We start from the raw sequence: 22,938 nt of genomic DNA, 5'->3' as shown, positions 1-22,938 counted from the left end.
ACCCAATGCAACACCCTTTTCCAAATTTATTTGAATTATCTTATCGAGTGTTTATTTTTAGAGCAAAATTACATTTTTTCTTATATTTTTCGACCGAATTTGTTTTAATACGATAAGAACAATTAAACTGTACTCTTGATATCTATGTTTTGCGTTAAGTGACGCAATCATTTTAATGACTGTATTTCGCTCTCACAGCGATTAAGGACTTATATGCATTACTCGAATTTTATCTTGCTTGGGTTGTTAACTGCTGGAGCTTGTTCATCAGTATTCGCTCAAGAGACTCCAAATGAGTCTGCCGCTCAATCTGCTACGCCGCAACCACAGGCTATGGCTGAGCAAAAGGTTTCAACGATTCAAGCAATAAAAGATTTAAAGCATCTCACCAAGAATGATTTAAAAGTAAATGCTAATGCTGCACAACCTGATGCAGTTAAAGATCCTTTACAGCCATTGAATCGCCAGATTTATGCATTTAATGACATGTTAGATCGTAACTTATTAAAGCCAGTTGCAATTCAATATGTCGCAAAAGTTCCTGAACCTGTTCGTAGCCCTTACCGTCAGTTCCGCAAAAACCTCGGTGAGCCATGGAATGCAGTTAACCAGCTGATTCAAGGTCGTCCAGCACGTGCTGCTCAAACTTTAGGACGTTTTACTTTAAATACCCTTACAACTTTAGGTTTTGCAGATCCTGCACGACGTTTAGGATTGTCAACTGAAGAAGAAAGCTTTGGTGTGACACTGGGTTATTACGGTGTACCTTCTGGCCCTTATGTAATGTTGCCATTCTTTGGCCCAAGTACTTTCCGTGATGGTTTTGGTTTAGCGGCAGATAGTTTTGGGCGTCCACAGAAATATTTATTGGATGATCAGGAAGGTATTTATTGGTCAACCAATGTCTTGCAAGCAGTTGATGCACGTTCACAAATTCTGGATATTGAAGAAAGTCTAAAAGGCGATAAATATTCAATGATCCGTGACTTCTATTTACAACGTAAGGCTTTCCAGATCGCAGAGAAGCGTGGCGACTCTGATGATGTTTCTTTTGTTGGTGATGAAGATGATGTTGACGACTCATCTTCTGATGAAAAGTGATCACATTAAAATAATGTTTTACAAACTTATGTATTGTCAGAGAATTTAAACTCTGGCAATACTATGTTATAGATCATCTTTCATCTACGATGAATCAAAAATGATCATACAAAGGATTGACTATTCATCTATGTATTTCATTCAACCCACACGCTCCATACCCTGTTTAGATCAAGCTTTAACTGAGTTACCAAGTTTGCAGATCATTCAAGTTGATGATCTGGATTTGTATGATCAAACAATTATTGCGATTGCCGATGTACAAGATTTCTTAAAATATCAATGGAAACTGCCGACTGTTGTGCTTGCATTTGAGCACGAAGGCGCAGCTTTGGCTCAGGCATGGGAATTAGGCGCTTTAGCGGGCTGGATTTGGGATAGCTTGCCAAAAAATCCAATTCATTCTTTATTCAAGATCGATGCTCAATATAAACGTAATCAAGATAGTCGCGATTTGCCTTCTGCGGCCGAATTACAAAAACGTTTGTTGCCGAACCCGATTGAGCTCCCCAACTATCAGTTTGAATCGTTCTTTCAACCCTCGGCTTATTTGTCGGGCGACTGGTATGACTATTGGCGTTTAAATGATGAAGAGGTTTTATTCTATCTTGCGGATGTGTCAGGACATGGTGTCACCAGTAGCCTACTCACATCTTGGATGGCAGCTTTTCATGGTCGCTCAAAAACACCTAGTCAATTAATTCAAAAACTGAATGCAATGTTGGTGCAAGAGAATATTGAAAAGCACATCACCATGGTAGCTGGTATTTTAAATCTGGTGACGCATGAAGTGCGTTGGTCTAGTGCAGGACATTACCCGCCTCCAATCATTTTTGAACCGAACCAGCCTCCACAGATTTTAACTACAAGTAGCTTTCCTTTAGGACTCACAGAAGAACTGGAAGTTGAAGAACATCGTTGTGTATTAAGTCGCCATGCGCGGTTTATTGTTTGTTCAGATGGTGCGCTTGAACCCTTCGATGGCGGCCTGAATGATCAATTCAATCAACTGGTGGAACACTTGCAAAATGATTCCTTTAAAGCCCCAGATCACGTGGCTGATGACATTGCAATTCTAAGTCTCCGCCGAATGAATTAATTTAAATATCAAAAACTTAATTAAATCTAGACCTCCGACCACTTGTGTCTGGAATATCACTATGGGATAATTTTATATCCTTTCTCTGAAAATGGCATTTATATGTCAACAGGTCATGTTGAATATGCAAGTTTGAACGGAACGCATATTTTCAAGCTTATTGGCGAAGTGCGTGCTCACTCTTGTATAAGTCTAGACAAACTGCTCAACCGAATTGAACAACAGCAAAATGTTGTTGGTGCAATCGTTGACTTAACTGAAACCACGTTTATTGACAGTACCGTTTTAGGCATTCTGGCAAAACTGGGTTTAAAGCTAAAGCAAGTTCATCAGATCCAAGCAGTCATGCTGTCAACAAATCCAGATATTACAACCTTAGCCAACAGTATGGGGCTAGGACAGGTATTTGTGATTTTAAATTACTGTGGTGATCCGAGTGTATGTACTTTGGAGCTTACCGATGAACATGTCACTCATAGTGCCATGCTCAATACTGTGCTCGATGCACATAAAACGTTGATGCGTTTAAACGAAAATAACCAGAATATGTTTGAACCTCTGGTTAAACAATTGCAAAAAGAACAAGATTGCCTCAATCTCGATGCACATAAACAAAACGCTTGATCACTCAACCTGATATCGCGGCGCCTATATGACTTTACTTTCTGTTGCACAAATGAACTCCCAAAATGATATCGAAGCAAATTTCGATGTCATTGAATCATTAATTCAACAGAGTAAAGCTCAGGCTGCTGAGCTCATCGTGTTACCTGAAAACTTTGTCTGCTTTGCTGCGGGTAAACAACGTGAAACCGCAGCTCAATTCGAGAGTATTCAAAAACGATTAGAGCAACTGGCGCATCGCTATCAAATCTGGATAATTGCGGGCACGCTCCCATGCCCTTTCCGTCCAGATGGTTCAATCATTCAGGATGGTCGGGTTCGAACCGTCAGTTTATGTATTAGTCCTGAAGGTACAGAAGCTCGCTACGACAAAATTCATTTATTTGATGTGCAAGTCAGTGATGCAGTCGGCGGTTATCAGGAGTCTAAATTCTTTGAACCTGGTGATCAGGTCGTCGTTGCCAAAACACCTTTTGGTAACATCGGTCTGATGGTCTGCTATGACTTACGCTTTCCAGAACTGGCTTTAACCTTACGTCAGCAAGGTGCCAATATTTTAACGGCCCCTGCTGCATTTACCTATACAACAGGACAGCTTCATTGGCAGTTGCTGCTGCAAGCACGTGCCATGGATAGCCAATGTTATGTTTTAGGTGCTGCTCAGCAAGGCTGGCATGGTGAAAAACGTCAAACTTGGGGACATGCAGGAATCACGGATAGTCGTGGACAGTTGCTTCAAATGATCGAAACTGAAGGTCATGATCTAATCACCAGTGCATTTGATCTTGAAGAACAAAATGCAATTCGTACCTCTATGCCACTGATGCAACATCGCAAACTCATCAATTATTAAAAATGAAACGCGATCAGCTTTTTTAATCGCAATTTTGCACAAAATATCAGCAATAGAATACATTCTGACCGTCTTGGTCAATTTTTACCAATGTACCATTTCTAGATTCATGATTTAATACAATTTATTGATCATCATAGAGCAAAGTCGAATGATTTTGGGATATGCATGATGTAACATCATCAACTCATTCTTATTAAGCTTTGTTCATGTTTAGATTTATCGCTGCTTTGTTTTTTTTGGGGGCCACCGTACCACTTCATGCCACAACCGTTGATGCAAATACGGATGAATCGGCTGCTTCAACAACAGTGTTATCTACACCACAGAATTTATCCCTGAATGCTTTTGGTCAATGGATTATTGGCTGGGGAACAGGCCCAGAAGGTGCCAGACAACGTCTCGATAATATTCGACGTGAAGATGTTGCAGTGATTAAGCAAAAAGGCACCACCCTAGACATGATTCAGGCTTGGCAGAAGCATTTTGAACTTGAAGCAGAAAATAACCTTAGCAACCCGACAGCGCGTTATCGTGCCCGTCTCATGAAAAAAATTGCCGATCTCTGGTAACAGACACATTAAATTTATTATCTAGCACTGGCATAAGTCTTATCACTTATGCTTTTTTGTTTTGGGCACACAATAAAAATGAGATCTGCCAGATTAATTTATTACCCCAAATAGCCAACCTTTATGATTCAAGCGATTCGTATTTATGTCCCTTTAACAATGTGAATTGGCATAACTAATCATGCCCTACACTCATATATAAAACACCTACAAAACATAGAAACTCCCCTACACATATCACGACCAAAGATGGCAGGATCTATAACGTTTGCTGACTTGTATTTTAATTTAGATCCAGTACGATCAAATTGCATTCAATAATCTTCAGGAAGAATAATCATGTCATTAGAAAAAGTGGTTTATCGTGCAAAAGCAAAAGCAACAGGCGGTCGAGATGGCCGTGCAACCTCTTCTGACGGCGTTTTAGATGTAAAACTCGGTGTACCGAAAGAAATGGGCGGTGCTGGCGGTGAAGTGACCAACCCAGAACAGCTCTTTGCTGCTGGCTATTCTGCATGCTTCTTGGGTGCAATGAAGTTTGTTGCAAACCGCGATAAGTTTAATATCAGCAAAGATGCCTATGTAGAAGGTGAAGTCGGAATTGGTCCAATTCCAACGGGTTTTGGTATTGAAGTCACTTTAAATGTTTATCTGATCGGAATGGAACAAGCTGAAGCAGAACAATTGGTTGCTGCTGCACATATTGTTTGCCCTTATTCAAATGCGACCCGCAACAATATTGATGTGAATTTTAATATTGTGACTGCTGAATAATTTTAGCAACCATAAAAAAAACAGCATGCGATCTGCATGCTGTTTTTTATTTCAAGGCTTAAATTTATTCTTCCGCAGCTTCATTGGTGACACGAAGTACTTCTTCCAATGTCGTTTTGCCAGCTAAAACTTTCAATAAACCATCATCTCGAATTGAAGCAGCATGACGCCGCGCATGATTTTCCAATTCATACTCAGCCGCATTGCCATGAATCAAACGGCGCATCGACTCATCGACTGGCACGATTTCATAAATTGCAGTTCGACCGCTAAAGCCGACATGTGAACATTTTTCACAGCCCTGTGGTTCAGGCAATTGCATATATTCATCCACTTTAAGATGCTGGAAAACCTGACGCTCAAAATCATCCGCCTGACGCCAAGTCACACAATGCGGACATAAAGTACGAACCAGACGCTGTGCAATCACACCAATTAAAGAGCTCGCCAAGAGGAAAGGCTCGATCCCCATATCCTTTAAACGTGTTACCGCACCAATCGCAGTATTGGTATGCAGTGTGGAAAGTACCAAGTGCCCCGTTAACGAAGCTTGAACCGCAATTTCAGCAGTTTCCAAATCACGAATCTCACCGACCATGACCACATCTGGATCTTGACGCAACATCGCCTTCAACGCACGCGCAAAGGTCATATCTACTTTGGTATTGACCTGAGTTTGTCCAATCCCTTCCAGTTGATATTCAATTGGATCTTCGGCTGTCAGAATATTACGGGTATTGTCATTCAGATCAGACAATGCGGCATACAAGGTTGTGGTTTTACCCGAACCTGTTGGGCCAGTCACCAGAATAATGCCATGTGGACGATGAACCAGTTGGGTTAAGCGCTCATAATCATTTTTCATCAAGCCCAAATGGGTCATATTTAAACGCCCTGCCTGCTTGTCCAGCAAACGCATGACCACACGTTCGCCATGCGAAGAAGGCAAAGTCGAAACACGTACATCCACTTCACGTCCAGCAAGGCGTAATGAAATACGACCATCTTGTGGAATTCGCTTTTCGGCAATATCCAGTTTCGCCATGACCTTGATACGAGATACCAAGAGCGGTGCCAGCTCACGACGTGGCTGAACGATCTCACGCAACTGACCATCAACACGTAAACGTACTGACAGTTTTTTCTCAAAGGCTTCAATATGAATATCTGAGGCACTGACGCGAATTGCTTCCGATAATAAGGCATTGATTAAACGAACAATCGGTGCATCATCTTCCTGATCCATCAAATCTTCGGCTTCAGGCACCTGATCAGCCAGACTCAGTAAATCAGGATGATCTTCCAGTCCTGCTGCAACTTGCTGCGACTCGCCTGTATCGCCCGCATAACTGGAACTGAGTAAGGCATGAAACTCTTGATCACTACACAATTGATCGTGAGCAGATTTCCCCAGAATTCGACGCGCTTCCTGCAACGCAATACGCGCAGTGTCCTTGCGTCGTACAATAAAAATTTGATCACCTTCATAGCGCAATAAAACGCCATGTCGCTTCGCAAAACTATAAGGAATTTGTATTTGTTTAAGTATTTGCATCACACAAATAATGATAAGAGAAAGTATTGAGTGTACTCTAAGCAGATTACAGCGTGAAGTCTGTTTAGCATACTCACAAAGGAATTTTGCATCTTGTCTCAAAATAATCAATTTGAAGTACCACCTTCCAATACTTTGAAATGGTGGGGTGAACAACAATTCGAACTTCAACAGGCCAAAGCTTGGCAATTCGGTTCATTGCTCTTTCGTCTGACTCGCGGCATTAAAGAATGGCGTCTTGAATATCATCGTCCTCAGTTTCAGCATGACTACGAACAACAGTGGCGAATATTGAACGATATTGAATTTGCCATGCCGCCTCCAGCTAAAATTGAACGCTACATGTTTCATAAAACCAATAGTACGTTTCATTTAATGCCGCGTCTGGCTGATCGTTCAGTGGTGATTCGACCTGTAGATCCGATTTATATTCCAGCGGGTCAGCGCGGAACCTTATATATCAGCACACCATTGTGGATCGCAGGTCTGGTGGATGGGCTTTCTGAACCGCTTTTTGATATCCCAGTCATTCAACCGAAAGACACATGGTTTGGTAAAGACCCACAAAATGGTGAGATTTGCTACGCCACTTCAGTCGACGGGCGTATCGATTTGAACCTACTTAAACCACGTGCTTTCCGAGCGGTCACGCCAATTGAGTTTCACAATACCAGTCATCATCAATTGCGCTTTGACCGTATGAATGTGCCTGTGCCTGCCCTGCCATTATTTTATAGTGAAAGTACAGGGCGCTTATGGACCTCGCAAATCAAAGTCTATTACGAAGGCACAGATCATCCTGCAAGAATTCGCATTGAAAACAAAACCCCGACTCAGGCAGGTGAAGTCACCTATGTACATCCCCCTCGAGCCCCCGGTAGCACCTTATTCAATATGTTTGATTCATTCTTCTAAGGGGTTGCCATGCCGAATTCAAATATTCCAAAAGATGTTGCTGGCAGCCTGACCAGTGTTTTTACCAACATTAATTTTGAGCGCCTCAGCGAAATCGTGGTTGCCATTATTTTATGTTTTATCGGCTTCCTGATAGCGCGACTGGTCTCCAATGCCTTTATCCGCACCATTGGTAGCCGTTTTAATGCACATCAACGCCTATTATGGCGTCGAGGCATTTTTTACTTTATTTTCTTGCTGTTCATCATGACCAGTTTAAGGGAAGCTGGTTTTAAACTGAGTGTCTTTCTCGGTGCAGCGGGGATCTTGACGGTCGCTTTGGGTTTCGCCTCTCAGACTTCTGCAACCAACTTGATCAGTGGCTTGTTCCTGATTGGTGAAGGTTCCTTTGAAGTCGGTGATACCATTCAAATTACCTTGATTCGAGGTCAAACCATTGAGGGTGAAGTCATTTCAATTGACTTACTCTCAGTCAAACTTTTGACGCTGGATAATGTTTATATTCGCTTGCCGAACGAACAACTGATTCGAACGCCCGTGATGAACTTATCCAAATATCCGATACGGCGTATCCCGATTACGCTCGCGATTAATTTCCATGAAGATATCATCAAAGTTCGCCAAGTCTTGTTAGATGTGGCAGCGAAATATCCACTGGTGATGGATGACCCGAAAGCCACGGTCACTGTTACTGCGTTTAGGGAATCTTCAATTGAGTTGTTATTTGCAGTGTGGTGCCGTCAGGAAAATTCACTCAAAGTCCGCGATGAAATGCAGGAACGGATTCGTAATGGCTTTCTGGAAAATGAGATCGAAATTCCAGTACCGAAGATGGGTCTGATTGATCGACCGCTACCCTTGGAAAATGATGAAATCGATCAATATGCCAATCAGAAAGAACTGAAAAAAGACGAGAAAGAAAGATAATTAGCTTTCTTTCTTGGTCTCACTTAGCGCAGGTGGCAACGGTGCCAAATAAGCAATCACCAGCATCACCGCCCCCGAACCGATAAACGAAATCACGCGGGTTAAAGTGCCACTTTGCGATAAGTCCAATAACAACAGTTTCATGACCACAATTCCCAATAAAGCCGCACCGACAAACCAGATTTGGCGGATGTGGCGGCGACTGGAAAAAGTCATGAGAACGAAGGCTAAAATAACCCATAGCAATGTCAAACTGAGTTGCACATCGCCATTTGACCAAATTGCAGTCCCCCAGAATGGTGTTCCTAGATAATGATGCATGGCACGCACCACCACACTACTCAGCACCAATAGACCAATCAAAATCGTGGTCACTTTAAAGCCCCATTCTATCGAACGCTCTGCACTAAAGTCATGATGATAAATAATCCAGATCAGACCGAAGAACATCAATAAAGACAGGATATCCGTTAGGTTAAGCAGCGGTAGAACATAATATTGCTGTGCAGAATATAGATCTAGACTGACCAATACCAGCCAGACTAAGGTTAGGCACCAGATCGGAACCTGATGGAGCAACTGGGTTTTATTCGATATAAATCGCCAAATACTATAAATGACTGGGACAATCGCAAGCGCAACAAGTGGCATGATTGGGAAAATAGCCAATCCAATACTGGCAAGACTGAGCCAAAGCAAAGCTGACCACAGCATGAGCGACGCTTTAGATGTGTGAGCACTCAAACTGGTTAGTATTAACGTCATCGTAATCGAAGCCACAGCAAAGCTGATCTGATTTAAGCTACTCGACCAGTGCCAAACGGCATACACATTTTGAGCAAAACTTTCCGCGTAGAGCAAAGCTAATAAGCCAGCCAATAAGATCAGTTGTACATTGCCCCACTGCAATCGTGATTTAACATGTACCGCCAGACTAAACAGTGCCAGTAATATTGCTGCAATCGCAAGATAAGGACTTAGCCCATGCTGTTGCCATTGCATGAATTCAACAGCCGCAATTGCTCCGGAATATAAACCAAGTGCTAGAAATACGCCGCTCAGCATCCGCGCACTAAAGTACTTTTCAACTTCCTGATAATGCAACAAGTAAAAAGCCGAAATAAATTGTGCTAAAGCAAAAATTGCGGTGCTTAAAATCGGGAAATGATCATTTGACCAGACCTGAAACAGTAATGCTACCGAACTGAGCAAGACCAGTGCGACGCCCACATAACGACTTAAACGGTATCGCTCAGTGACGCCCCAAACGATTAATGCCGTGCCTTGAATCACCCAGCCAGTTGAAGTCCAATGTGCACCTTTGGCCAATGGGAAAATCAATGCAACAAACACCACCGCAAGGATAAAGAAACTTTTGGCCAAGATTGATAATTGTGGATGCTGACGTTTAATCCAGAGATTTAAAGCAATATAAGTCGCAGCAAGTGCAACAGCACCCCAAGTAAGAGCTGAGGTTGAGTTATGCATTAAATAAGCATGTAAGGAAAAGCCCAATACAGGCACACTAAAGATCAGACCGACATCTAAAATCGGCTGTAAGCGCTCAGATGTCGGATCTGTTTGTTGCTGCTGGTTTTGAGCACGTAGCATCAATTGGCTATAACGAATACTGAGCCAGATGAATAAAGCCATATGCAACCACAGGATCATATCCAAGGTATTAAACTGCGCTGAATTTGCATAAATTCCGATGGTCGAACCACCAATAAACATGGTGGCGAAAAATGCAATCTGATGCAGGATTTTCCAAGGTTGAATAAAGTTCAGCGCTGCCACAGCCAAATTAATGACAAAGTAATAGCCAAACAGGAAAATCACATCAGGATGATTTTGTGGAATCACCAAAGGTGCAAGATAAGCCATGGTCAATGCCAACATGGCTAAATACAGGGCTTGTTGCTTTAAACTCAGATAAACTGTGACTAATAATAAAATCACAAATAAAATACTGGCAGTCGTTAAGCTGGCAATTACGGCAAAATGATGAGAGAAAATCAGCGTCAAGAAAATGACGGCTAACCCTACGCCTTGTAACGCAACTGCAAATAATTGATTTTTCTTTTGTAGTAAATAACCTGCAATCGTCGTCACTGCCCCTGCACTGGCAATAAAACCCAGCTTCACACCAAGACTGAGTTGCCAATGTTCACTGGCAAAACGTAATAATAAAACCACACCGACCATGAGTACGGCGACAGCAACACGAAGAATTGGATTGCCGTGCATCATCCAATCCAGCGCAGGCTGCCACCAACTCGGTGTTTTAGGCTCAACGGCTTGAGTAACTGGAGTCGAAGTCTGTCCCAATGTTGCTTGAGCTGATGAAGTCTCTTGATGCATCCATTCGGGATGCTGCTCGGGTTGAATAGAATGTGAGGAAGCTGTAGCTGTGGGAATCGTTTCAATCTTCTGATCAGGATGGCTCTGCTGTAAGTGAGCGAAGCTCCCCTCTCCACTCTGATGTCGCTGAGTCGCGTCATGCTCCAAATGTAACAAACGGGTTTGAAAGGCACTGATCGTTTGAATCAGGCACAACAGCAATACCAATAAAGCGCCGCCAGCCAGCCACATCCAGGTATTGGCATAGGCAAATAGCGCGACGAGCGCCGCACCATATATCACAACTTTTTGTACGCCAATACCCGCTGTCTGTGCAAAATTATTCGGCATTGCCTGTTCAAGTTGCAGCAAGCGCTGATGAATCTCAGACAGAATGTGCACAATAACAACGGTCAGCCCAATCGTCGCTGCAATAACAGTCGCATGCCATTTAAATGCAACCGCGCAAGCAAGCAGCACCGTCAAAGCAATCAGGACAAAAACCATTCCCTGTTTGTCTTTTTTATACATAGACTTATATCAATTATGACAGCTTCATTGCTGGTATCTTACTTGATCACTGCATAAGCAGGTATTTTCACATACAAAATACTGCAAATCTTAAACGACAAATCCAGCCGTACTCATCCGCGTTCAGATAAGACAGCCACGGCTTTTTCACGTAAAATACCGACTAATTTATAATTAGGATTTGCGCAATGCCACCTTTTGTCTTGGTTGACGGGTCTTATTTCTTATTTCGTGCTTTTCACGCTTTACCGCCATTAACGACGTCTACTGGCTTACATACCAATGCAATACGTGGTGCAATTTCAGCAATCCAGAAATTGATGCGTCGTACCCAACCGACTCACATGGCTGTCATTTTCGATACACCAGAGCCAACTTTCCGTCATAAGTTATCACCGATCTATAAAGGTGATCGTCCAAGTATGCCTGAGGAATTGTCTCAACAAATTCCTTACTTACATGCTTTGATCAGAGCACAAGGTATTCCGTTGTATAGTCTTCCCGGTGCGGAAGCAGATGACATTATTGGAACATTAACCAAACGCGCTTTGGCAGAAGGTCATCATGTCCTGATTTCGACTGGTGACAAGGACATGGCACAGCTGGTTAATGAGCACGTCAAACTGGAAGACAGCTTTAAAGAACGTGTTTTAGATGAAGCGGGTGTGTTCGAGAAGTTCGGGGTACATCCAAATCAGATCATCGATTACCTGACCCTGATGGGCGATGCTTCTGACGGAATTATGGGCGTACCAGGAGTCGGCGCGAAAACAGCGGCGAAACTGTTAAATGAATACGGTACATTGAGCAATATCATTGCCAATGCCAATCAGTTGAAAGGCAAAATCAGCCAGAACATTAAAGATAACGTAGAGAACATCAAGATTGACCATCAATTGGCAAGTATTGTTTGTGATCTTGATCTGGCTTTAGATTGGCATGACCTTAAACTCACCAATCCAAATGTAGACCAGTTACGTAATCTCTATACTGAGCTCGAATTCCGTAACCAGTTACAATCGCTGGATCATCCCAATAATCCAAACAGTTCAGCTTATCAACAGACATCACAAAGTATTGCCAAAGCTGAGCAAAAAACTGAGCAAGTGGTTGTTGAAGATCATGCCAGCCTGTCTAGTCAGGATGATCAACTCGGTACAGCAACTTACCATACAGTGCTGAGCCAACAGGACTGGGATGTGTTATTGCAACGTATGCAGCAAGCAGATCATTTTGCGATTGATACGGAAACCACCAATCTGGATTACCGCTTTGCTGAGCTGGTCGGTTTCTCGGTCGCATTTGATGCCAATGATGCTTACTATGTACCTGTTGCACATGATTATGAAGGTGCACCAGAACAACTGAATCGTGAACAGGTTCTGGCTCAAATCAAACCGATCCTTGAAAATGAACAAGTGAAGAAAATTGGTCATCATTTAAAATATGATGCTCATATCTTTGCCAATCACGGTATCACCATTCAAGGCTGGTATTTCGATACCATGCTTGCTTCATATGTGTTGAATGCTGCTGCAACACGACATGGCATGGATGATGTTGCCCGTCTTTATCTCAGCCATTTGACCACGACTTTTGAGCAAATCGCAGGTAAAGGTGCTAAGCAAAAAACCTTTAATCAAATCAAACTTGAAGTGGCAGCCCATTATGCCGCTGAAGATGCGCATGTTACCTATCGTTTATATGAAGTGCTCGCAGCAAAACTGAAAGCGCATCCTGAACTGGTGAATATCCTGCATAACATTGAGATGCCAGTTGCTCGCGTGCTCACAGGCATGGAAGAAGATGGTATTAAGCTGGATCATCAATTCCTCGATCAACTCAGTGTTGAGTTTTCAGAAACGATTCAAACGCTTGAAGCTCAAGCAGCAGAACTGGCGGGCGAAGCTTTTAATGTGGCATCACCTAAACAGGTTGGTGAAGTCCTGTTTGAAAAGCTTGGACTCAAAGGTGGTAAGAAAACAGCTACAGGTCAATACAGCACCAGCGAAAGTATCCTTGAGAAAATTGAGCATCCTTTAGCAGAAGTGATCTTAGAACATCGCGGTTTGGCGAAACTCAAAAACACCTATACAGATCGCCTGATCGTACAGTCGAATGATACCACCCATCGTGTGCATACCAGCTATCATCAAGCTTTAACCGCGACAGGTCGTTTGTCTTCAACTGATCCAAACCTGCAAAACATTCCAATCCGTACCCCGATTGGTCGTCAGATTCGTAAAGCCTTTATCGCACCTGAAGGTCGTGTGTTATTAGCTGCCGATTACTCACAAATCGAATTGCGTTTAATGGCACATTTCTCTCAAGATGACGCCTTAGTTCATGCCTTCCAGCAAGGTCAGGACGTGCACCGTCGTACTGCTTCCGAAGTATTGGGTATTGATATTGAAGATGTCACCAATGATCAACGTCGCCAAGCCAAAGCGGTCAACTTTGGTCTGCTGTACGGGATGTCTGAATTTGGTTTAACCCGTCAGCTTGGCTTTACCCGTGAAGAATCTCGTAGCTATATCGCACGTTACTTCCAGCGTTATCCGGGCGTACTGGACTATATGGAACGTACCCGCCAGATCGCTCGCGAACAAGGCTTTGTCGAGACGATTCTCGGCCGTCGTTTGTATACACCAGACATTATGGCAACCAATAAAATGATTAAGCAGGCAGCCGAACGTGCAGCAATTAATGCGCCGTTACAAGGCAGTGCAGCAGATATTATCAAGCTTGCCATGATTGCAGTCGATAAAATGTTGCCGAAAGATCAAGCCAAGCTGTTATTACAGGTACACGATGAACTTGTATTTGAAGCGGATGCAGCAATTGCAGATGAACTTTCAAAACAAATTGCGGAAGTGATGCAATCTGTATTGCAAATTTCTGTGCCATTTGTGGTTGAAGTAGGTCAAGGACTAAACTGGGACGCTGCGCACTAAGCCAGCCCTCAGCTCATAAAAACATAATGTTTCTTGCAGACAGGGGATTAACTCCCCTGCGCTACAAGAACACGAATAATAAAGAATACCCGATAAAAACTAATCCGCATAGGAGAAAGGAATGCAATATGTCCTTTAATCAAGTTCAATTTAACCGTTACCATTCCATTGATTCATTACGTTTTATTTCCATTTTTCTGGTGTTATTACATCACTTTAATATTCCTTATAAATTGTTTGATACTTCCATCAATTTTCAAATTTTTGGAGAGAATATCACCACGCTTTTGGCCCGGAATGGAAATTATGGCGTCACCATGTTCTTTGTCATCTCAGGCTACCTGATCACCTCACATAGCCTTAAACGTTGGGGATCTCTAGCCCAGATCAATATTCGGGATTTCTATATTTCAAGATTTTCTCGCATTATGCCCACCATGATTTTACTCATCTGTCTGGTGAATCTTCTTGGTGCGTTTGAGCTAAAACCCTTTATGACCCAAGCGCCTAATGAGATCATCGTTGCGCAATCCACTGTCAATCTGGCGGCCCTCACCTTTTGGATGAATATCCTGATTATTGAAAATGGCTGGGTCAACTACGTCTTGGGTGTCTTATGGTCGTTATCGGTTGAAGAAGTCTTTTATTTAAGCTTCCCACTGGCTGCATTGTTCTTCAGAAAACAAAGTTTATTTGTCGTGGTCTGTATCGGTCTGATTCTATTCGCGCCATATTTTAGGTTCTTACATTATAGTGAAGAAAGTGGGGCTTATTTATACCATTACTTTTCCAGCTTTGATGGCATTGCTTTTGGCTGTCTCGCTGCCCTGCTTGCCCCGAAGCTGATCCTTCAGCCTAAAGTCTGGTCAGCACTAAAAACGATTGCAATTGCAGTTATGCTGTTCATCTATTTTTCAGGATCGATTAAAGAAAATTGCATCTGGGGAATCAGCTTATTTGCATTTTCCACCGTGATCGTGATTCTGACAAATGTCGCCAATGAACAGAAAAATTCAACATCTTCACATTTTGATTGGGTCAGAAATATCGGTAAGAATAGTTATGAGATTTATTTATTTCATCTCATCATTCTGGGTTTCTTTAAATTGTTTTATACACCAGCCTTGACTGAAGGTAACATTAAACTGTTGTTATTATTGATCTACTTTATTCTGGCAATTGTCCTAGGGGGTTGGATTGCACGCTACTTTTCCAATCCACTCAACCAAAGCATAAGACAACGCTTGATCAAGAAATAAAAAATGGGCATTACGCCCATTTTTTATTGAATCAAACTTGCTTAAAGACCTGTTAACAGAACTTTAGCTGCTTCATTCATCAAGATCTCAGCAACATATAAAGCCAAGAACGCCAAAATTGGAGAAAGATCAATCATTCCCATATTTGGCATGATACGACGGAAAGGAGCTAGCAATGGTTCAGCCAGCTCCTGAATCACTTCAATATACGGTGAACGTGTCTGTGTAAACATGACCACCCAACTTAAAATGATGGTCGCAAAAATCAAATAACGACAGAAACGGATCAAGTCCTGAATCATGGTCACAAATGTCGTGATCACCAAATAGACTGCGCTGTGTGGCATCTGTCCAGATAAATACATTAAACCGAACATTTTCAGTAAATAAAGCACCACCAACAAAGCCACTGCCGCTAAATTGACACGCCCCTTGCCGACTGTTGGGAAAATACGACTAAAAATATCTACAATCTTGGTTGCTTTCACTGTCGAAAGTACCACTGGATTGTATGGACTCACTGCCGCCAATTGCATTAAAAAACGGAAAAAGACCAATAAAATTGCAACATTGATCAAAACACCAAAAATTAGCGCAGAACTTGCACCCATAATTGTCTTATCCTACTTAAACCGATTTAGTCTTGTCACTCAGCTCTTGCGCAAGCTCTTGGCTACGCTTCTGAGCTGCTGCAAGCGCTGCTTGAATATTTTGTGAAATCTGCGCACGATCAAACACCTCTAAAGCTGCTTGCGTAGTGCCATTTGGAGAGGTCACATTTTTACGTAATTCTGCTGGAGAATTTGAGCTGGTAATTGCCATTTGCGCCGCACCTAATGCAGTTTGCAAGGTCAATGCAGTTGCAACTTTTTCATCCAACCCCAAGTTTTTACCTGCACGAATCATACTTTCCATCAAATAGAAGAAATATGCAGGACCTGAACCCGATACTGCAGTTACTGCATCAATTTGTGCTTCATTTTCTACCCAGATGGTTAAACCTGTCGCTGCAAGAATTTGACTGGTTAATTCACGGTCTTGTGCATCAACAGCTTCAGAGGCATAAATACCATGCGCACCTGTTTGAACCAAGGCTGGCGTATTTGGCATAACACGGACAATACGCAGACTGCCACCAATCAAATCTGAAATGGTCTGAATCTCAGCACCCGCAATAATCGAGATCACAAGTTTATCTGACAACAAACCATTTAATGGTTGTAATACCGTTGCCAACACTTGCGGTTTTACTGCCAATACGACGACATCTGCATTCTTGATTGCTTCCACATTATCTGTGGTGGTCTGAATCCCTTTTTCTTCTAATACGTGACGAATTTGCTCTACTGGGTCAGAAACGGTAATACGTGTCGTCGGTAAACCACGAGAAAGTAAGCCGCCAATCAAGGCTTGCGCCATATTACCGCCGCCAATAAAACAAATATTTTTATTCAATGCTGTCGCCATGTCCTACTCGTCATATCAAAAAGACTGCTGAAAAGTACAGTCAGAAACTAAACTTGGTTGCCAACCACCCTGCTCTAAATACTCAGATTGCGCCAACCAAAAACCTTTTGGGCTAAAAACCCCAAGCATAACATTATCCACGACTAATATTTGAATTGTATGACGTAACCAAGGCAAAATCTGTGCTTCTTGAATGGCTTTTTTAAGAGGCCAATGTCCAACACGCCCATAAAGATGAATTTTTTCTCCGCCCTGACGTTTGATTAATGTCAACTCACGCCCTAACAGTTGTGCAGAAAGGCCCATGGCTTGCGATTCAATCTTAAATTGTCCAGCAGCAACCTGAATCACTTGTCCCATTTCATACTGTTGAGAAATAATATTTGGAAAGCTTGTTTGCTGTTCCGCATACAATTCATCATGGCTTAAACGGTATAATTTTTTCTGATAACGCGCATAGTAATGCGGGTGAATATGCAAACTTGCCTGCGCATCAGGTTTTGCCCAAATGACTTCATTCTGTAGGCGCTGCACCATATCGTAACTTGGCCGATATTGGTCTTTACCTTTAATCCAGACGGATAACAGTTGTCGTTGCCGCGCTGTTGAAAGCTCAGCCAATTTCGTTAAATCCAGCTCGCGATCCCTTGCACAATGCTGCCAGTCCTGTTTCAACACATCATTTAAGATTTCCGCTGCATCTTGCATCAAATAACTGCTTCGTGCCACAGCCGACTGCATTTTAGGGAAACGGTTTTCTAGCAGCGGCCATAATTGTTCACGGCACCATGCTCGATCATAATGTGTATCGTGATTGGTCGGATCGGTGATATAGTTCAAAGCCAGTTGTTGTGACCACTGTTCAATCTGTTCCCGACTCAAATCTAAAAATGGTCGCCAGATGGTCATATCCTCGCGGATATCAAGCTGTTGCATGGCAGCAAGCCCATTGACACCCGCCCCAGAAAATAGACGCAATAAGAACGTTTCAGCCTGATCTTGCTGATGATGTGCTAAGACAAGAATTTCATTGGATTGTAAGTGTTGCTGATAAGCATGATAACGGGCTTGTCGCGCTTGCTGCTCCAGATTGCCAGTTTCAACCGTGACTTTTTGCAGAATGACAGGAATATTGAGTACTTCAGCTTGCTGTTGGACGAACAATCCCCAGCCTACACTCAGCGTTTGCAGCTGGTGATCGACATAAATGGCACGAATTCGATTTGGGAAAAGTTCAGACATCAGATACAGCAACAGCATGGAATCCATGCCGCCGCTACACCCAATCAGGAATTGAGTTTGTTCAGAAAAATGCTGTGTTTGTCCTAAGACGCGATGCCTAAATTGCTGCTGCCAAACTTCATTAAACGTTGATAACGTGCGTCGCATCGTTCTTGGGCATCCATCGGTTGCAATTCATCTAAAGCTTGCTTTAATACATCTTTCAAATCATGCATGACTTTTTCAGGTTGCAAATGCGCACCTTCACCTTCATCCACGACATATTCAACGATGCCCAAAGCTTGGAGTTTATCGGCAGTTAATGCCAGCGCTTCACTTGCTTGTGCTGCTTTTTCTGCGGTTTTCCATAAAATAGAAGCACAACCTTCAGGTGAAATCACTGAATAGATACTATGCGATAGCATAATCACACGATCTGCTACGCCAATACCTAAAGCACCACCAGAACCACCTTCGCCAAGTACAGTCGCAATCACTGGAACCTTCAAACTTGAAAGTTGCGCCAAGCTGGTTGCAATCGCTTCAGCCTGACCACGCTCTTCTGCACCTACACCTGGGTAAGCCCCCATGGTATCGACAAACGTAAATACTGGTAAATTGAAGCGCTCAGCCATATCAAGTAAGCGCTGTGATTTACGATAACCTTCTGGGTTACACATCCCAAAGTTATGCTGTAACTTTTCACGGGTACTGCGGCCACGGTGCTGACCGACAACCATCACAGGTTGCCCATCAAAACGTGCCAAACCACCAATCATGGCACCGTCATCACCAAATAAACGGTCACCATGAAGTGCATCAAATTCAGTAAAGATTTCACTGACATAATCTAGAAATTGCGGACGTTCAGGATGTCGTGCAATTTGAACCGTAGCCCAAGCCTTGGACTGAGTCGCTTTATTTTTCATAAGTCAAGAATGATCCATAATAATATGGTTAATCAACAAATTTGTCTGACTGAATATTTAACTCAATGTCCCAATGCTTAAACTGCAATTGTTCATCATGCAGGTCAGCAACTAATAAAGGCCATTGTTTAGCATCGCCAGATACGCTTAGTTGCCATTGTTGATCATTTACAACACTGAGTTCAATGGCAGGAAGCATCTGATCACTACGACTATGGTTCAGCAAAACAGCCAGACGAAGCAATAAACAAAGATAAAGTAAATGGCTACCACCGACCTTTAAAACATCATTTTTTGCATCTGCACGTAGCTTGCGACGGTGATGTGAAACCAGATGAGATAAATGGTTTTGATCAATTTGTGAGAAACCAGGAATATCCGAATGCTGCAATAAATACGCGCCATGACGATGATAACCAGCATGACTAATCGCCAGACCAATTTCATGTAAATAAGCTGCACGACGCAGTAAGTCACTGTCTTCAGTGGTTAAATTCAGACTTTCAGCCACCCCGTCAAACAATTGCTGAGCAGTGCTGACCACACGTTCTGCCTGTTTCGGATCCGCATTGTAGCGACCCATTAAGGCTTGCACACTACGGTCACGAATATCTTCATGCTTAAAACGTCCAAGCAGGTCATACATGACGCCTTCACGTAACGCACCATCAGAATATGCCAATTTATCGATATCTAAAACTTCAAAAATGGCAAATAAAATCGCAACGCCAGCTGGCAAAACTGCTCGACGGTCTTCACGTAGACCTTCGAAATCAATTTCAGAGATATGTTTAAATTTAAGTAAACGATCTTTTAACTTATATAAGCCATCACGGGTCAGATTTTCCTGTTCATCACTCAGACCAAGATTAACCGCAATCTGACGACAGGCTTTGATGGTTCCACTTGAACCGACAACGGTATCCCAACCCACTGATTTATAGGTATTGGCAATACCTGACATTTCTTTACGGGCTGCTACTACAGCTTTATCAAATGCTTTGCTGGTAATCTCACCATCAGAGAAAAAAGTTTTGCTATAAGCCACACAACCCATCTGTAAAGATTCGGTATGCAACGGCTCAAACTCTTCACCAATAATAAATTCTGTTGATCCACCACCAATATCAACGACTAGACGACGACCGCCATTGGCCATGGTATGGGAAACACCCAAGTAAATCAGGCGTGCTTCTTCACGACCTGCAATAATTTCAATCGGTTTTGGTAAAATTTCTGCAGCTTTTTGAATAAACTCGTGACCATTTTTCGCTTGTCTTAATGCGTTGGTCGCCACAATTCTTAAACGATTCGGTTGTACCGAACTTAAACGTCCCACAAAACGAGCTAAACAAGCCAGTCCGCGCTGTTGTGCTGCTTCTGTTAAATTCTTATTTTCATCAAGCCCAGCTGCTAACTGTACTTTTTCTGACATTGAAGCGACTTTCTTAACCTCACCGTGATCAACACGTGCAATTGCAAGATGGAAACTGTTCGATCCCATATCAATCGCAGCAAGTAACTCTTCATCAATCAGAAAATCAGACATTATTCATATAAACCCATGCTCAATTCACGCATTAGAGTAATTCACATGCTTACAATTTTAAAGTCATTTTAATCAATAAAAGTTACCTATTTCTGCTTTTAATGCATAAATCATTGTAGAAGTCGATGATCAACATCGTGAGCATCCATTAGACTTTTCATTTTCAAACTTGAATAATCGGAACAAACCCTTACATTGAGTAAAGTAGCAATGTAATATTCATCGTGATGATGAACTAATTCGCACTTTATTTCTTAAATTTGGAGCAACCTTATGTCTGCGACTATTGTTAATACAACTGATGAAAACTTCCAAGCAGATGTTTTAGATGCTGAAACGCCTGTACTTGTTGACTTCTGGGCTGGCTGGTGTGCACCATGTAAAGCAATCGCACCTGTACTTGAAGAACTTTCAAACGAATACGCAGGTAAAGTTAAAATCGTTAAAGTTGACGTTACTTCATGCGAAGACACTGCTGTGAAATACAACATCCGTAATATTCCAGCATTATTGATGTTTAAAGATGGTGAAGTTGTTGCTCAACAAGTTGGTGCAGCGCCACGTTCAAAACTTGCAGCATTTATTGACCAAAACATCTAATACGACTGTTGAATTGTCAGTGCTAGAAATACGCTATTAAATGAATAGTGTATTTCTAGTTAAAAATTGACAAATCCCCTGATTTCATCTATATTTCTGGATCAAGAAGCTTTGAATGGAATCTACTTCATTGCGCTTCTTACAAGACACAAAACATAAGATCGCCGCTCGGCAATAAACAATTGTTTTCACATTTCTCTCTGAAACAATGAACCAGACTACTGAATTGTGGTTGTGTAAATACAATTACATCAGCATGTATGTATGCGGTCGATTTTTATTCTTTCCCTAACGTAGTCCTCCACTTATTCCATTCTGTCTGACCACTTATGAACTTAACTGAACTCAAGAAAAAACCCATTGGCGAACTCATTAAAATTGCGGAGTTTATGGGCCTTGAAGGCATGGCACGTAACCGTAAACAAGATATTATTTTTGCCATTTTAAAGCGCCATGCCATGAATGGCGAAGAAATCTTTGGTGATGGTGTTCTCGAAATTCTTTCTGATGGTTTTGGCTTCCTACGCTCTGCGGCTGGTTCATACTTAGCTGGACCAGATGACATCTATGTCAGTCCATCACAGATTCGCCGTTTTAACTTACGTACAGGTGACACCATTACAGGTACAATTCGTCCACCTAAAGAAGGTGAGCGTTATTTTGCCCTATTAAAAGTTAACCAAATTAACTACGACACCCCTGAAAACTCACGTAATAAAATTTTATTTGAGAACTTAACTCCACTCTTCCCGACAGAACAGCTGATTATGGAACTCGGGAATGGTACAACTGAAGATTTAACAGCACGTGTTGTTGATCTTGTTGCGCCGATTGGTAAAGGTCAACGTTCAATCATTGTTGCACCGCCGAAAGCGGGTAAAACAATGTTATTGCAAAATATCGCGCAATCCATTGTCCGCAACAACCCTGAAGTGTTCCTGATCGTCCTTCTTATTGATGAACGTCCGGAAGAAGTAACCGAGATGGAACGTACTGTTCGTGGTGAAGTTGTTGCATCAACATTTGATGAAGCCCCTGCCCGTCATGTTCAAGTGGCTGAAATGGTCATTGAAAAGGCTAAGCGTCTTGTTGAGCACAAAAAAGATGTCGTGATTCTGCTGGATTCGATTACCCGTCTTGCACGTGCTTACAACACTGTCATTCCTTCATCAGGTAAAGTATTGACAGGTGGTGTGGATGCGCATGCTTTAGAACGTCCAAAACGTTTCTTCGGTGCAGCACGTAACATTGAAGAAGGTGGTTCACTCACCATTATCTCAACTGCTTTGATTGAAACAGGCAGTAAGATGGATGACGTGATCTACGAAGAATTCAAAGGTACAGGTAACCAAGAGATTACTCTTGATCGTCGTATCGCTGAGAAACGTGTATTCCCGGCAATGAATATCAAGAAATCGGGCACTCGCCGCGAAGAACGCCTCATGAGCGAAGAAAATCTACGTAAAGTCTGGATTCTTCGTAAGCTTCTTCATCCAATGGATGAGCTTGCGGCAATGGAGTTCTTATTGGATCGCATGAAAGAAACCAAGACCAACGATGATTTCTTTGATCAAATGAAAAGAAAAGCATCGACCTAAAGACGGACAAAAAAGCTACCTTAATGGTAGCTTTTTTTATTTGGTTGACATACTTACATAATATTTACAT

19 protein-coding genes are annotated in these 22,938 nt (G+C 42.3%); 12 read left to right on the top strand and 7 right to left on the bottom strand.

Annotated elements, in window-relative coordinates; genetic code table 11:
- Positions 1-213: 213 nt before the first annotated feature.
- The 6 genes from A9Z07_RS11885 to A9Z07_RS11860 all read left to right on the top strand — a co-directional run bounded on the left by A9Z07_RS11885 (position 214) and on the right by A9Z07_RS11860 (position 5,023).
- Positions 214-1,101 carry a VacJ family lipoprotein gene (locus A9Z07_RS11885; RefSeq protein ID WP_069578889.1) on the top strand — a complete coding sequence of 296 codons (888 nt, stop codon included), beginning with the start codon at positions 214-216 and terminating at the stop codon, positions 1,099-1,101.
- Between the two features lie 130 nt (positions 1,102-1,231).
- On the top strand, positions 1,232-2,200 hold the full coding sequence (gigA, locus tag A9Z07_RS11880; protein ID WP_062847844.1) for an RsbU family protein phosphatase GigA: 969 nt from the start codon (positions 1,232-1,234) through the stop codon (positions 2,198-2,200).
- A 102-nt stretch (positions 2,201-2,302) separates the two neighbouring features.
- A complete protein-coding gene (gene gigB, locus A9Z07_RS11875; protein ID WP_004774748.1) occupies positions 2,303-2,824 on the top strand; it encodes an anti-anti-sigma factor GigB in 522 nt (173 codons plus the stop codon).
- A gap of 28 nt (positions 2,825-2,852) precedes the next feature.
- Positions 2,853-3,677, top strand: a complete 825-nt coding sequence (locus tag A9Z07_RS11870; RefSeq protein ID WP_069578887.1) for a carbon-nitrogen hydrolase family protein — start codon at positions 2,853-2,855, stop codon at positions 3,675-3,677.
- A 209-nt stretch (positions 3,678-3,886) separates the two neighbouring features.
- Complete coding sequence (locus A9Z07_RS11865; RefSeq protein ID WP_069578885.1) at positions 3,887-4,249, top strand: DUF4951 domain-containing protein; 363 nt, start codon at positions 3,887-3,889, stop codon at positions 4,247-4,249.
- A 339-nt stretch (positions 4,250-4,588) separates the two neighbouring features.
- Entirely contained in the window at positions 4,589-5,023 is a 435-nt protein-coding gene (locus A9Z07_RS11860; protein ID WP_069578883.1) for an organic hydroperoxide resistance protein, read from the top strand.
- A 64-nt stretch (positions 5,024-5,087) separates the two neighbouring features.
- On the opposite strand, the gene gspE is transcribed toward A9Z07_RS11860, so the two are convergent.
- Positions 5,088-6,578, bottom strand: a complete 1,491-nt coding sequence (gene gspE / locus A9Z07_RS11855; RefSeq protein ID WP_004774744.1) for a type II secretion system ATPase GspE — start codon at positions 6,576-6,578, stop codon at positions 5,088-5,090.
- Positions 6,579-6,671: 93 nt separating this feature from the next.
- On the opposite strand from gspE, the gene A9Z07_RS11850 reads away from it, so the two are divergent.
- Complete coding sequence (locus A9Z07_RS11850; protein ID WP_004774743.1) at positions 6,672-7,493, top strand: hypothetical protein; 822 nt, start codon at positions 6,672-6,674, stop codon at positions 7,491-7,493.
- A gap of 9 nt (positions 7,494-7,502) precedes the next feature.
- Entirely contained in the window at positions 7,503-8,420 is a 918-nt protein-coding gene (locus tag A9Z07_RS11845) for a mechanosensitive ion channel family protein (protein WP_004774742.1), read from the top strand.
- Here A9Z07_RS11845 and A9Z07_RS11840 read toward each other — a convergent pair whose 3' ends face one another.
- Complete coding sequence (locus A9Z07_RS11840; RefSeq protein WP_069578882.1) at positions 8,421-11,291, bottom strand: DUF2339 domain-containing protein; 2,871 nt, start codon at positions 11,289-11,291, stop codon at positions 8,421-8,423.
- 188 nt (positions 11,292-11,479) lie between these two features.
- On the opposite strand from A9Z07_RS11840, the gene polA reads away from it, so the two are divergent.
- Together polA and A9Z07_RS11830 are read left to right on the top strand one after the other, a co-directional pair.
- Complete coding sequence (polA, locus tag A9Z07_RS11835; protein ID WP_069578880.1) at positions 11,480-14,245, top strand: DNA polymerase I; 2,766 nt, start codon at positions 11,480-11,482, stop codon at positions 14,243-14,245.
- 128 nt (positions 14,246-14,373) lie between these two features.
- Positions 14,374-15,504: an acyltransferase family protein gene (locus A9Z07_RS11830; protein ID WP_069578878.1), complete on the top strand. Its 1,131-nt coding sequence runs from the start codon at positions 14,374-14,376 to the stop codon at positions 15,502-15,504.
- A gap of 41 nt (positions 15,505-15,545) precedes the next feature.
- Here A9Z07_RS11830 and A9Z07_RS11825 read toward each other — a convergent pair whose 3' ends face one another.
- The 5 genes from A9Z07_RS11825 to ppx are packed head-to-tail and all read right to left on the bottom strand — an operon-like array spanning position 15,546 to position 20,670.
- Complete coding sequence (locus A9Z07_RS11825; protein WP_004774736.1) at positions 15,546-16,115, bottom strand: YggT family protein; 570 nt, start codon at positions 16,113-16,115, stop codon at positions 15,546-15,548.
- Between the two features lie 16 nt (positions 16,116-16,131).
- Positions 16,132-16,971 carry a pyrroline-5-carboxylate reductase gene (gene proC / locus A9Z07_RS11820; RefSeq protein WP_004774734.1) on the bottom strand — a complete coding sequence of 280 codons (840 nt, stop codon included), beginning with the start codon at positions 16,969-16,971 and terminating at the stop codon, positions 16,132-16,134.
- 15 nt (positions 16,972-16,986) lie between these two features.
- Complete coding sequence (gene tilS, locus A9Z07_RS11815; protein WP_069578876.1) at positions 16,987-18,240, bottom strand: tRNA lysidine(34) synthetase TilS; 1,254 nt, start codon at positions 18,238-18,240, stop codon at positions 16,987-16,989.
- 56 nt (positions 18,241-18,296) lie between these two features.
- The gene (locus tag A9Z07_RS11810; protein WP_004774730.1) at positions 18,297-19,121 is read right to left on the bottom strand and encodes an acetyl-CoA carboxylase carboxyltransferase subunit alpha; all 825 of its coding nucleotides are present in this window, start codon (positions 19,119-19,121) and stop codon (positions 18,297-18,299) included.
- Positions 19,122-19,149: 28 nt separating this feature from the next.
- Positions 19,150-20,670 carry an exopolyphosphatase gene (gene ppx, locus A9Z07_RS11805; RefSeq protein ID WP_004774727.1) on the bottom strand — a complete coding sequence of 507 codons (1,521 nt, stop codon included), beginning with the start codon at positions 20,668-20,670 and terminating at the stop codon, positions 19,150-19,152.
- Between the two features lie 273 nt (positions 20,671-20,943).
- On the opposite strand from ppx, the gene trxA reads away from it, so the two are divergent.
- Both trxA and rho read left to right on the top strand, forming a co-directional pair.
- Positions 20,944-21,270, top strand: a complete 327-nt coding sequence (gene trxA / locus A9Z07_RS11800; protein WP_004774726.1) for a thioredoxin — start codon at positions 20,944-20,946, stop codon at positions 21,268-21,270.
- 329 nt (positions 21,271-21,599) lie between these two features.
- The gene (gene rho, locus A9Z07_RS11795) at positions 21,600-22,868 is read left to right on the top strand and encodes a transcription termination factor Rho (protein ID WP_004664227.1); all 1,269 of its coding nucleotides are present in this window, start codon (positions 21,600-21,602) and stop codon (positions 22,866-22,868) included.
- Positions 22,869-22,938 lie beyond the last annotated feature (70 nt).

Origin of the sequence: Acinetobacter sp. YK3, from assembly GCF_001729365.1 — a bacterium.
GTDB lineage: Bacteria > Pseudomonadota > Gammaproteobacteria > Pseudomonadales > Moraxellaceae > Acinetobacter > Acinetobacter vivianii.
This window is presented reverse-complemented; position numbering and strand designations above follow the sequence as displayed.